15 protein-coding genes are annotated in these 16,070 nt (G+C 36.2%); all 15 read right to left on the bottom strand.

What is annotated here, in order from left to right:
• Positions 1-90: 90 nt before the first annotated feature.
• The 15 genes from C233_RS0113380 to rfbG all read right to left on the bottom strand — a co-directional run bounded on the left by C233_RS0113380 (position 91) and on the right by rfbG (position 16,034).
• Positions 91-681: a master DNA invertase Mpi family serine-type recombinase gene (locus C233_RS0113380; RefSeq protein ID WP_018668082.1), complete on the bottom strand. Its 591-nt coding sequence runs from the start codon at positions 679-681 to the stop codon at positions 91-93.
• A 216-nt stretch (positions 682-897) separates the two neighbouring features.
• A complete protein-coding gene (locus C233_RS0113375; protein WP_018668081.1) occupies positions 898-1,485 on the bottom strand; it encodes a sugar transferase in 588 nt (195 codons plus the stop codon).
• A gap of 9 nt (positions 1,486-1,494) precedes the next feature.
• Entirely contained in the window at positions 1,495-2,727 is a 1,233-nt protein-coding gene (locus C233_RS0113370) for a DegT/DnrJ/EryC1/StrS family aminotransferase (protein ID WP_018668080.1), read from the bottom strand.
• Positions 2,728-2,868: 141 nt separating this feature from the next.
• Positions 2,869-3,657 (bottom strand): glycosyltransferase family 2 protein, encoded by a 789-nt coding sequence (locus C233_RS0113365; RefSeq protein WP_018668079.1) that lies wholly within the window; start codon positions 3,655-3,657, stop codon positions 2,869-2,871.
• Positions 3,658-3,722: 65 nt separating this feature from the next.
• The gene (locus tag C233_RS0113360; protein WP_018668078.1) at positions 3,723-5,042 is read right to left on the bottom strand and encodes a UDP-glucose dehydrogenase family protein; all 1,320 of its coding nucleotides are present in this window, start codon (positions 5,040-5,042) and stop codon (positions 3,723-3,725) included.
• A 14-nt stretch (positions 5,043-5,056) separates the two neighbouring features.
• Positions 5,057-5,932 (bottom strand): hypothetical protein, encoded by an 876-nt coding sequence (locus C233_RS0113355; protein ID WP_025069141.1) that lies wholly within the window; start codon positions 5,930-5,932, stop codon positions 5,057-5,059.
• Positions 5,932-7,089, bottom strand: coding sequence for a hypothetical protein (locus C233_RS0113350; RefSeq protein ID WP_018668076.1), 1,158 nt, complete (start codon positions 7,087-7,089; stop codon positions 5,932-5,934). The genes C233_RS0113355 and C233_RS0113350 overlap by 1 nt, the downstream gene beginning before the upstream one ends.
• Before the next feature lie 3 nt (positions 7,090-7,092).
• A complete protein-coding gene (locus C233_RS0113345; RefSeq protein ID WP_018668075.1) occupies positions 7,093-8,178 on the bottom strand; it encodes an EpsG family protein in 1,086 nt (361 codons plus the stop codon).
• 3 nt (positions 8,179-8,181) lie between these two features.
• Positions 8,182-9,045: a glycosyltransferase family 2 protein gene (locus tag C233_RS22715; RefSeq protein ID WP_018668074.1), complete on the bottom strand. Its 864-nt coding sequence runs from the start codon at positions 9,043-9,045 to the stop codon at positions 8,182-8,184.
• 989 nt (positions 9,046-10,034) lie between these two features.
• Complete coding sequence (locus C233_RS0113335) at positions 10,035-11,009, bottom strand: glycosyltransferase family 2 protein (RefSeq protein WP_018668073.1); 975 nt, start codon at positions 11,007-11,009, stop codon at positions 10,035-10,037.
• A complete protein-coding gene (locus tag C233_RS0113330; protein ID WP_018668072.1) occupies positions 10,999-12,363 on the bottom strand; it encodes a lipopolysaccharide biosynthesis protein in 1,365 nt (454 codons plus the stop codon). The genes C233_RS0113335 and C233_RS0113330 overlap by 11 nt, the downstream gene beginning before the upstream one ends.
• A 1-nt stretch (position 12,364) precedes the next feature.
• Positions 12,365-13,264: a transketolase family protein gene (locus C233_RS0113325; protein WP_018668071.1), complete on the bottom strand. Its 900-nt coding sequence runs from the start codon at positions 13,262-13,264 to the stop codon at positions 12,365-12,367.
• Positions 13,261-14,067: a transketolase gene (locus C233_RS0113320; protein WP_018668070.1), complete on the bottom strand. Its 807-nt coding sequence runs from the start codon at positions 14,065-14,067 to the stop codon at positions 13,261-13,263. Before C233_RS0113320 ends, C233_RS0113325 begins: the two co-directional genes overlap by 4 nt.
• Positions 14,068-14,961, bottom strand: coding sequence for an NAD-dependent epimerase/dehydratase family protein (locus C233_RS0113315; RefSeq protein WP_018668069.1), 894 nt, complete (start codon positions 14,959-14,961; stop codon positions 14,068-14,070).
• Positions 14,958-16,034, bottom strand: coding sequence for a CDP-glucose 4,6-dehydratase (rfbG, locus tag C233_RS0113310; RefSeq protein WP_018668068.1), 1,077 nt, complete (start codon positions 16,032-16,034; stop codon positions 14,958-14,960). Before rfbG ends, C233_RS0113315 begins: the two co-directional genes overlap by 4 nt.
• Positions 16,035-16,070 lie beyond the last annotated feature (36 nt).

The raw sequence follows: 16,070 nt of genomic DNA, 5'->3' as shown, positions 1-16,070 counted from the left end.
CTGTTTAAAAATCCCGTTAGCTGCTTGTGTAAATCCGTATAATCCAAGATGAATTATGGCATGCTCCTATCAGATATTCCAGGGCTGTTCTTATTGATGCAAAAAACGGAACATCGTTGTTCTGGATACCCCCATTTGCCGGGCCAGTTCAGAACAGGATGTTCCTTTCTTTCGTTCTTTAAGCAGTTGCTTCTTGTTCTCGGTAAGTATCCTCATCTTAGGCATATCCCCTTTTTTACGCCCTAAACGTTTCCCCTCCTGCTTCCTGCGTGCCAGCGCCTCCTTGGTACGCATGGAAATCAGATTACGCTCAATCTCCGCCATTAAACCGAAAGCAAATCCCAGGACTTTACTATTAATATCATTCTGAAAAACATATCCCTCTTTGGTACTATACAATATCACTTCTTTCTTGATACACGAATTAAGAATAGTCATAATCTCAAGTAGCGTACGGCTCAACCGTGATATTTCCGTAACAATCAGGGAGTCACCGGGACGCATACTATCCAGCACGCCCGACAGCTTACGTTCTTTACTGCTCACACTACCGCTGACCGTCTCCGTATACCATTTGTCGATACTCATCCCGTTCCGTTCCGCGAAACGTATAATCTCCTCCCGCTGGTTTTCCAAGAACTGTTTTTCTGTACTTACTCTTAAATAAGCTACTACTGCCATAATTTTGTTGTTTTTATTGGTTTTATGACACCAAAGAACGGCTATTCCAATAAAATTGCCAACGTATCGATGTATATCCTCTAAGAGGATTTCAAATTATGGCAATACCTCCTTTTTATTCAGTTTTATAATCAAGAAATATATGAAAACAGTAAATAGGCGAAGTTATCGACAGTATCCAAATAAGATAAACGAAATCACATCAGCCTATTGCTATCAGCGTACGATACTCCAAAACGTCAAAAAGATTATCTTAAAATATTCTTTTAGAGAATGATTATCGATATATTTCATATTATACCTGATTTTATCGGGCATAATCAACTCTATGTAAGCTTTATCCGCATCTTCCGCCTGCCCTAATATGGTATTTTCATCTACATATTCTATTGAGGCATAGTCTGTTATACCCGGCCGTACGGATAACACTTTCCGTTGTTCTTCCGTGTACAATTCAACATATTTACGTACTTCGGGACGTGGACCTACCAAGCTCATATCCCCCTTAAGGACATTAAATAACTGGGGTAATTCATCCAACTTATATTTCCGGATGAAATAGCCGATACGGGTTATCCGGGAATCTCGCCCGCCCACAGTTATCAGTCCTTGCTTATCAGCACCTACACGCATAGAACGGAATTTGTAAACATAGAAATCCCTACCATAGCGTCCAACGCGTAATTGGCGATAAAACCCACCGCCCTTACTTTCCAGGCAAATTAAAATATAAAGAATAAGAAAAACCGGAGATAACAGAAGAAGCCCTAAGAGGGAGAAAAGAATATCAAAAAAACGAATCATAACCTTATCCTACTGCTCTGCAACCCTATTACCTGCTACTTTATCATATGCTTTCTTCACAGTCTGAATGATAAAGGCCAGCTTTTCTTCATCTAATTGCGGATAAACAGGCAGTGATATTTCACCTTTATAATTTTCATAAGCCTGGGGATAGTCCTTTATATCATACCCCAAAGATTTAAAGAACGACAACATTGGCATCGGAATAAAATGCACATTCACAGCGACTTCGCTTTTAGAGATTTCATCAATCATCCGGTCACGCTGCTCCTCGGTAAAGTCCTTGATACGTAGTGCATAAATATGATAAGAACTTTCTTTATCCCCTTTTATCGAAGGCGGGATAACCGCCCAATCACAATTTTCGAAAGCCCGGGTATATGTATCGAATACTCTTTTCCTTTCCTGCAACAGTTTCGGATACTCCCGTATCTGGGCAAGACCGATAGCGGCATTTACATCGGCCATGTTGATTTTCATACCCAGGCCAACAATATCATAACGCCAACCGCCGGCTTTGGATTTGGAGAAAGCATCTTTAGTCTGGCAATTCAAGCTCATCATACGGAGTTCCCTATAAAGCTCCGCATTATCAAAGGGAGCAGGTAGATTCAGACATATAGCACCGCCCTCGGCAGTCGTCACATTCTTTACAGCATGGAGAGAGAAAATAGCAATATCCGTTTCACAGCCGGTACGCTGGCTCTTACTGTAATACGCTCCCAAGGAATGGGCAGCATCATTCATTACAAGAACACGTCCCAATTTTTCCTGTACCGGGCTTTCCGTCTTGAACATTTCTTGTATTTCAGGTGCAGTAACCAACTCCATAATCCGCCCATAATCGCAAGGAAAGCCTGCGATATCTACCGGAATAATCGCTTTTGTTTTCGGAGTAATTGCCTTACGAATAGCATCTACCGAGATATTGAAGTCCGTACCCGAATCCACCATAACAGGCTTAGCACCGGCATGTAACACCGCCAATGCCGTAGCACTGTACGTATATGCCGGCACAATAACCTCATCACCTGCTTTTACTCCCAACCAACGAAGCATCATAATAGCGCCCGAAGTCCAGGAATTTACACAAAGCACTTCTTGCGCACCGGAAAAAGATTTGATTTCTCCTTCCAATGCTTTTACTTTAGGCCCGGTGGTTATCCAACCGGAACGTAAGGAATCAACCACTTCATTGATGACAGTGTCATCAATGTAAGGGGGAGAAAATGGTATTTTCATGATTAAAATAATTATATTGCTGGAATGATAAGCTTTTTAAGTAAAACATCACATACTTAATGGCTTGGTAACCTTTTATAAAGAATATTTTTTATTGAACTAGAAACATAAAATTTTGACAGTACAGCTATGTAACACGTATCAACGCAAAGATGGAAGATATTTTTTTACATAGAAGATTTTCTTATAAGCATTACCTAATACATTCATCAATGTCCAGAAACAGGCAATTATCGGATTCATATTTTCAGCCACACGAAATAATGGATAATGAGCCCAAATACGTTTAGTCACTGATGGTGGGGTAATACTTCCCTTACGTCTACGATAGCAACCAAGATTCTCTCTCAATAAATAACAAGGAGTTTTCTTTATCACTTTTAACCATATAGCTGTATCATTATTCCTACGTATATCCTTAATCTGAATCAGTCCGATTTTATCAGCATCATACACCACAGTCAGGCATCCAGGCCAGCAACAAGCAAACATATGAAATGTATTGACCTTTTTAAGTCCACTTACATATACACCAAGCTCCTTTCCTTCTTCCGTTATCTCCACATACTCATGATAAGTAAATGCATAATCATTCTCCACCATAAATCTCAACTGTCTCTCTAACTTCTCAGGCATCCACATATCATCACTATCCAAAAAAGCAATCCATCTGCCTTTAGCTCTTTTCAATGCATTATTACGAGTAATAGCAGCACCACTATTCTGCAAATTAGCCCTATATTTGATACGAATATCTTCATCTTCCAATGGAGTTATTACTTTATCAGTTCCATCTGTAGAACAATCATCTTGAATTAGAAGCTCCCAGTTAGTATATGTTTGGGCCTGCACACTTTTGATTGTATTACAAATAAAGGCAGCACAGTTCCATGTAGGAGTAATAATTGATACTAAACCATAATCTTGCATACACTAATTATCATAAAAAATCAACAACATTCAAAACTAGTACTTTTCACTCTCATATATTATAATTATTCACCAATAGTAGTATATGCAAACCCCTCTGCTTCAAGTTCTTCACGATGATAAATATTACGTCCGTCCACAATAATATTGCCAATCATAACTTTCTTTATCACGTTCCACGAAGGCAAGCGGAATTGGCGCCATTCAGTCATTAATAACATAGCATATGCACCATCCACACAATCATAGATATTATCAGTATAAGTTACAACATCACCGATACGGCGTTTACATTCTACCATAGCAATAGGATCAAAAACACGCACCTTTGCACCTACTTTCAACAATTTATCAATCACCACTAATGCCGGTGCTTCACGCATATCATCCGTCTCAGGTTTAAAAGCCAACCCTAGTACTGCAACAACCTTACCTTGTAAAGTGTCGCCTTTCGGCATCATCTTTTGTAATTTCTTAAATACAATTTCCTTCTGACTCTCGTTCACTTCTTCCACTGCTTCAACTACCCGCATACGATAACCATGCTCCATACCTGTGTGTACTAAAGCTTTTACATCTTTAGGAAAACAAGAGCCACCATAACCACAACCTGCATACAGAAATTTAGTTCCAATACGTGTATCAGTTCCTATTCCACGGCGAACATGATGTACATTTGCCCCAACCAATTCACAAAGATTCGCAATATCATTCATAAATGAGATACGAGTGGCCAGCATGGCATTAGCCGCATATTTCGTCATTTCAGCACTAGGAATATCCATAAAAATCACACGAAAGTTTTGAAGAAGAAAAGGCTGATAGAGTTTTGTCATCACCTCTTCAGCACGCTTACTTTCAACACCTACAACCACGCGGTCAGGACTCATAAAATCTTTAATGGCAGCCCCCTCTTTCAAGAACTCTGGATTAGAAGCCACATCAAAAGGTATATTCACTCCGCGCTTATTCAGCTCTTCTTGAATAACAATTTTTACTTTTTTTGCTGTACCTACCGGAACTGTAGATTTTGTTACCAAAATAGTATACTTATTAATGTTTTGCCCAAACTGCCGAGCTACTGCCAACACATATTTTAAATCAGCAGCCCCATCTTCGTCCGGCGGTGTACCTACAGCACTAAATACCACTTCTACTTCATCAAGTACAGACGTAAGTTCTGTTGTGAAATTAAGTCGCCCATACCCTACATTACGTTTCACCAATTCCTCCAAGCCTGGTTCATAAATAGGCATCTCTCCAGACTGAAGTTTCTCTATTTTTTCCTGGTCTACATCAATACAAGTCACTTTCGCACCCATTTCTGCGAAACAAGTACCTGACACCAAACCTACATAACCAGTGCCGACAATTGCTATATTCATAAGTTAAACTCTTTTTAAGTCCCTAAATCTATTGCTGTCAAACCATAATAGTCCATTACCGCCTTTATCTGTACATCATTTTGGGATTCATTACAATTAGTACTTGCTAAACTTGCCCCCTGATGGAAATGCTGATAAAAAGCATCTAGTGGAAAATATATATATCCTTTATAAGGCAAAACTTTACAGCTGGTATTTTGAAGAATCTCCATAAAATAAAACCAAACATCATCTGCTTTCGGAGCTAACTTCATAAATAACTCTTCACTACATATATCTTTATAGAGCATCGAACGTTTATATAAGCATCCTGCTCCCCCCGTTGGAAATACGTTTTTACCAATCTCATCTGATATTTCTTCTTTCCATTCATTATAAGGTAATAAACAACCTTCTGCATTAATACTAATTTTATGAGCGCGATGAGTATAAATACAAGAAGAATCTTTTTGATATTCTTTCATTAACCTCTCCACCATATTCTTTTTATAGTAAATATCATCATCAACAGTAATAATGATTTCATCAGGGTAGAGTTTTAAAGTAGGAATCAACTTTTTATAGGACTTAATGTCATTACAAAATCTAATCGTCAATCCATACTTCTGCAGTTTCTTGATAGAAGAAGGCAAATTTCCTTCATTCCAGTTATCATAATCCAACCAAAGTAGAATCATATCTGGTTTATAAGTTTGACGAAGCAAAGAACATATGGTATAGGGAAGTACTGCAGATACACGACGACCATAGCTGGTTAATGAAACAATCACCTTATGCTTACGAGAATCTGCAACATTAAGCCCATACAAAGGTCGACAAATATGAAGTTTATATAATAGCTTAATTAACTCACCCGCAATCGAAAGAAATATAATTTTCAATTTAGACATCATAATTGTTGTTTCAACTTAAATGAGAGTACCGATAAAGACAGGTCTGCTTTAGCTCTTCTTATAGCCTTTATTTGTTCTTGGTAATGAGTCTTATAAAAGTATTCCAACCCATCTTTATCAGCAATAAACAATGCCATATCATCCAAAGAATCAAAAGAAAGACCGATACCGGAATATTTATTTAAATAATAATCTATAAAAGAATTACCTTTAAGAGCCAAAATAGGTTTCTCGAATTTGAGACAATCAAAAAAGCTTCCACTCGCTAAAGCTTTATTCATATCAGAGGTATAGAAAAGTAAGGAATAAGTTAAAACCAATATTGCTTTAGAATACTCTTCTTTAGATAATCTAATAGCAGAATTACTAAAATGAACGAATGAATTAGTTTTATTTTTAAGTTTCCTTTCCACTGTACCAGCAATACTAAAGCGTATTCTATCTTCTTTTATTTGTGTAAAAACTTTTGCAGCTAATTCAAATATTTTCTCACTGTTTTTTCTTTCCATAGCCTTGCCAATTATTCCTACATTCAACACAGATGCAAACGTAACTGTAGTATTAGCCAAAGGTAACGCATAATCATAAGGGTGATCTATTGTTATGATATTCGCTTTTCCAAAATTCAATTTTGATATATTTTTCTTTATAGATTCACCTAATACAATATAAGACATATACGATTGAGATAAGAGATACGGTAATCTAAATATCTGATAATAATATTTAGTAAGTCCTATAACATTCTGATAATTTACAAGAGATTCTAGTTCACCATGTAAAATAGAAATAATCTTTCGCTTAAAAAAAAGATTCAGGATATTTACCCAAAGCAAACTTATAGGTAATCTATTCAATAAAATTATGATATCACCATCCTGCTGCGCATTCCTCAAGAATCCCAGTATATACCTACAAGAATAAATATCACTTCCTAATAGTCTCCATGTTTGATGTGATTTAACATTTATACATTTAAAAAATATTTCATTTATACCATTAAGTTCAGATTGTACACGTAAACAGTGTTCCTTGTCGCCATAAAAATAAATAGCAGCACTAGGATAGATATCACTTATAATTTTTATAAATGCAGAATTAAAGAACACGTGTTCTTCTTTTCGCATACATAAATCAACAAGCAAGATTCTCATTTTTTAAAAGAAAATTGTCTTATAAGGTACAAAGCAATGGGCATACCCCCCGTTTAATGTTCCCATAAAAAAACGTAAAAACATATATATACTTAAAATAAATACGATAACAAATCTGTCTTTCATTATAAATTTAGATAAGCCAATACCAATAATTAAAATGGATAATTGCTCATAACTATTTGCTAAACGCATGAGAGGAAGACTTATTGGAACTAACATTAAAAATAATACATAATTAAATGTATAGACTTTAATTAAACCAGACAATACTACATCTGCTTTATTTTTCATATACAAATAAATAAAAAGAGATAGAAAAAATAGCCTATTTATTGAACCTCGTATAAGAGCTTCTTGTAAAGATATCCCCATTCCGAAATCTTCATCACCATATTCTAAATAATTAGCAATTTTCCATTGAAAAACTCCTCCTAACGTATTACCCAAAGTTGATAATACAACCGTTGAAGCTATTGAAAAGAATGCTACTCCTATGGCAAGAACTATCAGTCGACATTTGGTTAATCTCATCGAATAAATATAGTAAGCAAATATAAATACTATAATTGATGAGTGAAATTGCAATGCAAATAATAGACATATAAAGAATTTCCATTTTTCTCTATTAATAATATATCTAACAGAAAAAAAAGCTATAGAAAGTGCTATAGTTTCACGTACAAAAAAAATATCTGCTTTACTTAATAAAAGCGATAATACAAGAGAAAAAAAAGGATATGGAGAATACTGCCATATCGTACTATATTTTAGAGGAAATATAATACATGACACTGAAAATAACAGAAATGAATAATTATCGCTTATTTGTTTAACTCCAAAATTTATTGCAGTAAATCCAACCTCAAATGAAGCATCTAAAAATTCCTGCCAGGTATAGCGACTATTAAAAAAGTTATAATAAGCTTCCCAATCTGTACCCGTTTCCCATCGTACAAAACTCATTATCCAAAAGAACAATGAAATTGTTATATACAAAAAAAGTCGATCTCTTTTTCTAATCCGATAAATGCTATCCAATACAGTAAGAGAAAATAACCAAAAACTTATTAAAACATAAATCTCCATATTCTATAATCTCTTGTAGAGCATCTTGAAATATATCAAATTATCATTTAAAGTAAAGTCCGACTTAAAAAACACAGAAAGTTTTAATAAGATATAAAGAAAAGAGAAAAAAAGCCCTAAACAATTGCCATAATAAAGTTTCCAATAAGTAAATAAACTAATATCCATTTGTATCCGTTTACTATTGGACAACCTCTCTTTATATGAACCACCTTCTAAATGTATTATTTTAGGAGATGAAATAACAATTCTACGTAATTTCATTCTTTTTAATTGAGTTTGCAACCAAGTTTCTTCATAGTACATAAAGAATAGTGGCGAAAACATACCTGCTTTAAAAAAATTATTATAAGATATAAACAAATCTGCTCCAGTCACATAATCAACCTCATTCTGGTCACTATTTAAAATCTTACTTTTTCTATTATTTCGAAAGACTTTATCAATTAATACTCGTCTAAATGTTGGGAAGAAACCATAAGAATGAGTTATTGTCTCATTCTGGGACAATAAAAAACTTCCTAAACATCCCATGTTCTTATCTTTATAGCGTTGCCAATACATCCAAAATTCATATACTGCATTATTAACTAATATAGTGTCAGAATTTAGAAATAATAAGAACGTTCCTTTTGCATACTCTACTCCTAAATTATTAGCCTTTCCAAAGCCTAAGTTTTCTGAGCTTTCTATTACATTTACTCGTGGAAATAGCTGTCTAATCATTTCAACAGAATTATCAGACGAAGCATTATCAACTACAATTACTTCAAAATCAATATTGGCAGTCTTTTCATAGACTGACCGTAGGCACTGTAAAGTAAGGTTACATGTATTATAGCTAACTATAATAATAGACACATCCATATTCTATTTACTGAAAGATAATATTGTAAATAAAAAGCAAAAAGGAAAGAGGTGAGCAAAGATAAATATCAGCATTACTCTGTACTGAAAAAATAATCTATATCTGTAGTTTGGAAGTCCTACAAAAAAAATATAGACATTTAACCATCATGCAAGCTACGACACGTAATATGTACTAATATTTTTTTCTTTCATGATTTATTTACTACATTCTTTCCATTATCTGCATGTAACAAAGTATCAGCCACAGAATACATTTTATATTCCCGTAACAATGCGACTGTATCAAAATTACCACCATACATAATCAAATATTATATATTCATTTTATCAATCTAATCCGAAACATCCTCTTGATTAATAGAAACACCATACTTACCATTTTCTCCGTTATATCATTAAAAGTAACATATATCTATAGATAAGATATCATTACGAAATCCTTGAAATTCACCCTATACCAAAACACAGCTCTCCCATCTTGATGTAAGTACAAATACCTCCGACCGATTATTATATTCTCATAATTCTTTCTTATTATAAACAAGAGTTGGCAAAATCACTAGATTCCGCTTTTCAGGAAAGTGACGATAAAAATCTTCTATATCAACCTTCAAATTTGAATCTTTCGGTCCTATCAAGTAAAACTTACAGTCTTTCAAATCAACCTTTTCTAAAATAGATATTCCCAGGAGTCACCAATTGGAAAGCTTTTAACTGGCGGTCCTCCAAAATACTTTAGGACTCCACAGCCTCGTAAACCGTCTTTGTAAAAGAAACGGATATCCTACATCCCTTCTTGGCAACTTTACTCTTAATACAAAAGGATTAGATAAATTCGCCCCAAAGCACTGACTTCGACTTACAACAAATGAAAAACGCTCAAATCACGGCTGCTATATATACAAATGGCTTTTTATAATACAATAACGAGAGCCACAGTTTACAGACTAATTTGCAATACGGCATAATTGGACGCTTACTATTTATTATCTATTTTTATACTTATATATTTTATCATAAATTCGCTTCAAAATACGCCAAATCCATGCAGTATGCATTATTATATTATATTTCCACATTGGTACAGCAGAAACAAATTTGAGATACTTCTTATACCGTTTAAATTCATTTATAAACATCATATCCTTATCCGCAACATGTACAATAAAAAATAAAGATGACAATATTGAATTATACCGCGCATGATCCATTAGGATTTTTTCTTTTACAGATAAATTAATATTGTTTGGTAAAGACATAACTATCATATACCATTGCATAGCACAAATACTAATAGTTTTTGAAGACCAAGATGTCATTTTTTTATCAAACCCTTCCACTTTTAACTCCTTAACATATACAACTTCATGATTTATATATTCGACTTTAAAAGAACTTAACCTCGACAAATACTCTATGAACCCACCTAACTGAATAAAATTCGTATTCAAATACCTCTCATAAATACCAGTAACAGCAAACTGCTGAGATACTATACAGGATGCCATATTAGTAATATGCCACCCTTGTTCACTGAGTAAATTATTTATATCAGTATACATTTTAAATGGTAATCTCATTAACGGATGACAACACAGAATGAAAGCATCATACCCCTTATCTAACTCATTTAATAAAAATCGCATTTCGTTATATGAAATCATACGCGTATCTCCCAAAAGCCATAAATAAGGAGTGGTAAAAGTCATATAGCAAGTTAAGAAATTGGCATCGGCACCTACATTTTTTTCTTGCCTATAATAAGACAAAGTAGGTATTTTGTCCATCCACTTTTTCACTACATGCTCTGTTGAATCTAATGATGCATTATCACAAACAAATATATCAAAAGACAACCCTTGCTCCATATATGAAAATAGTCGGTCTAACAAACTATCTACCGCAATAGCACGATTACAAGTTGGTATAGCAACAGTTAGTTTATTCATTTTATTTTCCATGCCAATCTCTTTTCTTAGTTTTATAAATCCAATACCCCCAAGGCATCAAAGCAATAGTGATACAGCAATATCCGCCAGTTACTCCCAATACTCCAAACCATTTACCCAACAACACTGTAGAAAGGCAACAAATTATACCGGCGCAGATAGAGTTTATCAAAAACGGTTCTCGTTTATGGCAACGCAAATAAGTAGCCCACGAACTGATAAATTGATTTATAAATAAAGGTATCATCATTAAAATCATAGGCACATAAGGTAAAAAACGATTACCTAAATCCATACCTCCTATAACAATATGCCAATGCCGAACAGCCCAAACAATAATAAACATCAAAACAAGCAGTACTCCATTGATGAAAACGGATTGTTTCAAGGTACGATTAAAAATAGTATCCAATTGCAAATAGTCTTTCGTTGCTACCAGACCGGAATACAAGGGTACTTTTGTAGTCATCCAACTGATTGATAATGCCTGTATCCCGTTCAACGCAGCCAATGTCATTCCCATTTGCCCGGCAACAACTGCTCCCTCCGTAGCAAACAACACAGGATTGAACAGTTGAAAAATAAAATAGCCGCTAATCCAGCTCAATGCTATTTTCCATTGATAAGGAAATATCTCTTTACGATAATCTACAGTTTCTGTCAGAGATACATTCCAAATATTCAATAGCAGCTTTCTGAAATCGCTAAAGAATAATATAGATGTAACCAATAATATGATGACAAGCCAATTTATGCCGGATACATACAATTTAGCACCTAATATCAAGCCTCCCCAAACCACCAAGATGCTGATACATTGCTGATATAAACGTACTTTTGCAATTTCTTTTACTTTCCCCAATCCTTCTATGAAGGCAAGGACAGGAGCCAGTAGCAAATTTAAGGCAGTACCTACAGCAAGTAAAATCCAAGGCAACTTCCACGTCACATCGCCATCTGTTCCGTATTTACCAAAGAAAATAAATCCTACAATTATTAAAGTAACCAACAGTATCCCGGCAAAACACAGATACCACTTTACACAGAAGTGGAGCAAAGATGATAAACGGGACAGATATTTATGTTCACCCGCCAGTTCCGTTGAAGTCTTCCATTGCAGATGTGCTGTTTCGTGGGCCACATATTGGGTTATAATCCCGTTCAATCCCAGCTCAAAGAACACCTGAATAGCAACAAAACTTCCGAATGTATAATAAAATCCTTGTTCTATCCCTGTCAGATACCGAGCTATAAACAAGATAGAAACAACTCCCCCTACTGCCTGGATAATCCTTGCAAGAGAAGTAAAGAAAATGGATTTGTCTATTCCTAACTTATCCTTCAATTTTAACAGTACTGTTATCATCTTATATCTGCAAACCCGCCAACTTTCTTAAATAGGCTTGCGAACCGGAGACTGAATAAAAAGTATCATCAATGCCGATACGCTTTATTCGAGGATAATTAGAAATTTGTCGCCCTGCATACATATCGCTGATAACTTCTATTATTGCAGAGCCTATTCCACAGCTTTTTTGATGCTCTTCCAAAACCCAAATATCCGTATACTCAGAAGCAATTTTACGCAATATTTCATCATTCAGAGGTTTTATGAAAGGAACACTATAAACATCGAAAAAATTTCCAAGTTCAGCTACACGTTTTACGGCATAATCCAAGATTGAACCACTAACCAATAAAGCCTTCGTTGAGCCAACATTATTCAACACAGGAAGAAGATCGCCTATGTTTAAACCAGTGATTGGTATTGGATGTACTACCGCTTCCCCTGCTTTCCCTAATCGTAAATACATAGGGCCATCATAATTAGCCGAAAGGGTAGTTATAGCCTGTGCTTCAATTGGATCACCAGGCGAACAAACCACCATATTGGGAATTGTACGCATCATCCCTAACTCCTCTGTGGCATGATGAGAAGAACCTAACGAGCCATAAGCATATCCTGCACCCACCGAAACTATTTTCACATTCAATTTATGATAAGCGATATCATAACGTATCTGCTCCATACAACGTAGCGTTGGGAAATTTCCAATAGAATACACATAAACATTATATCCTGCCATTGCCAAGCCCGCAGCAACCCCAACCATATTTTGCTCTGCTATTCCCGCATTAAGAAAACGTTCCGGATATTTCTCTGCAAAAGTTTCGACCACACTATACCCCAAATCGCCTACAATTAAAAAAATCTTATCATTCGTTCCAGCTTCTTCAACAAGCTGCTTTATAAATGCCGTCCTCATCTTTCGATCTCCTTTATTGCTTGTTTATATTGTTCTTCATTGGGTGACTTATAATGCCATGCAAGATTATTCTCCATAAAAGACACACCTTTACCTTTCACAGTATTTGCAATAATAACAGTCGGTCTATATTTTTCATGCTTAAAATCATCAAAAGCACGCAACAATTCATCATGGTTATGTCCATCCACATTGATTACGTTCCAGTTAAAAGATTTCAATTTATCAATCAACGGCTCAAGACGCAGGACATCATTAGTGTTACCAAAACTTTGGATTTTATTGTAATCGATAATGGCACATAAATTGGATAAGTTATGATGTGCTCCAAAAAGAAGCGCTTCCCAATTTGACCCCTCGTCCATTTCTCCATCACCTAATATAACGTAAGTCTTAAATTTCTCTTTCTTTATTTTTGCACCTAAAGCTATGCCACAAGCAATGGAAAAAACATGCCCTAAGCTACCTGCTGAAATTTCAATTCCCGGCACATGATGGGTCGTATGACATAAAAAAGCAGAACCATCCTGCGAATAAGAATCAAGTTCACTCATCGGAAAAAATCCTGTATGGGCAAGTACTGCATAGAATGATACACAAGCATGCCCTTTTGATAGCAAACAGCGGTCACGTTTCTCCCAAGCAGGATTGTTGGCATCATAATTCAGAACATCACTATACAACACGGCCAAAATATCGGCCATAGACAACGCTCCACCAATATGAGAGGAATGAGCTTTATATACCATGGCCACAGAAGTTTTCCGGATCTTCTTCGCCATTTCCAAACTTTTAGTACTCATTTATTTAAAGGATTCTATAGTTTTATTTAATGCTAATTCAAAATCTGTATGAGGGATAGGACCGAAAGCATTGACAAATTTTTCCACAGTTCCATCCATTAACATAACCTGCCCATCTTCATAAGGAATTGCACCGAAATTAAATTGGATATCAGAATGCATCTTTTCTTTTATACACTCCAAAATATATCGGTTGCTATGTACCTCCGTGGGTTGGCTTAGATTATATATACCAGATTTTCCTTTAACTCCAAGCACTTGACATAAGGCTTTGGCAAAATCTATTGCATACAGGTAAGAATATTTTTGGTAACCTTCTGTTGTATCAAATTCTTTATCTCCTCTCTTACATTTATCAACAACCAGTTTTATCAATCCTCCGGTTTGTCGTTCACCAAATACGGTAAAAATTCTAATCCACTGCCACTCAATACCGTTTATTTCACAATACTTTTTCAAATCATCACAGCATTGCTTTTTTGCATACGCATACTCCGTCAACGGATGTAACACATGATTTTCATCCACAGGACCATGATAAAAGCCATATTCAGCCTGGCTGCCAATAGCAAGTATCTGTTTATAAGGATATAGTCCGAACATTTGCCGGGACATAGCCAAATTGCTATTCTGAATATGCCTATCTTCACGTCCGTATCCTCTTACTCCACCCCAAGCAGCATGAAATAACACATCCGGCTGAAACAAACGGATTTTCTCTTTCAAACTTAAATCTTCGACGTCTATCCATGCAATTTGAGCTTCCACAACAGAATCAAACATGGATTTAGAGGAATTTCTTCGTAAGCAAAGAACTTGATGTCCCAAACGGACTGCTTCATTCACAAAGTGAAATCCTAAATAACCAGTAACGCCTGTAGCAAAGATTTTCATATTCCCAAATAGCGATTTATTTCTTCTACACAAAGTTCATAAATATTTTCCGACCGATATTTCTTATACCAGTCCACCACTAAACTGATACATTGGTCTATATTCATCCTCGGCTCCCACCCCAAACGGAATTTTGCCTTACTGATATCAAGCATCAGTAACTTTGCCTCATGCAACGCATCAGGATTGGACAAGTCTTTCAACTCACCGCTGCCATACTGTTCTATAACTTTCGTTGCCACATCCCAAACCGTGGATATACTCTCCGCTCTCGGACCGAAGTTCCAGCCCTCACAATATTTCGTCGGAGCATGCCACATCTTCCCGGCAAGAAGCATATAGCCACTCAAAGGTTCGAGCACATGCTGCCAAGGACGAATAGCCTGGGGGCTACGGATTTCTATCGGTTTGCCCGCTTCCAACGCCCTGATACAGTCCGGGATGATACGGTCCAGTGCCCAATCGCCGCCACCTATCACATTGCCCGCCCTGACACTGGCGATGCTCTTACCGTGCTTTTCATACTCATTGGGATTAAAGAAACTTCTGCGCCATGAAGCAATGGCTATTTCAGCGGCACCTTTACTGCTGGAGTAAGGGTCGTAACCACCCATAGGTTCATTCTCACGATAACCCCAAATCTGTTCCTTGTTCTCATAACACTTGTCGGTGGTAATCATCACCCCCACTTTCACGCTGTCCGTGGCACGGATAGCCTCAAGGATATTGATTGTGCCCATGACATTCGTGCGGTAGGTTTCTACAGGAATGTCATAGCTAAGGCGCACCAATGGCTGGGCGGCTAAATGGAAGACAATCTCCGGCCGGTATTCACGGAAAATGGCTTTCATCCGTTCGCCGTCGCAAATATCGGCACGGATATCAGCTTTAATCCGATTTCCAATACCGGAAAGCACAAAGTTATCACGGTCGGAAAAAGGTTCTTGGGCCACACCGATAACTTCAGCGCCCAGTTCATTCAGCCAAATGGAAAGCCAACTGCCTTTAAAGCCGGTATGACCGGTAACAAGTACACGCTTTCCCTGATAGAAAGCGTTGAAAATGTCTATCATGAATAAATGGAATAAGTTTAAACAGGATGATTAATG

Source organism: Bacteroides gallinarum DSM 18171 = JCM 13658 (genome assembly GCF_000374365.1).
GTDB lineage: Bacteria > Bacteroidota > Bacteroidia > Bacteroidales > Bacteroidaceae > Bacteroides > Bacteroides gallinarum.
Note: the sequence above shows the minus strand (reverse complement) of the source record. Positions and strands in the feature narration are given on the sequence as shown.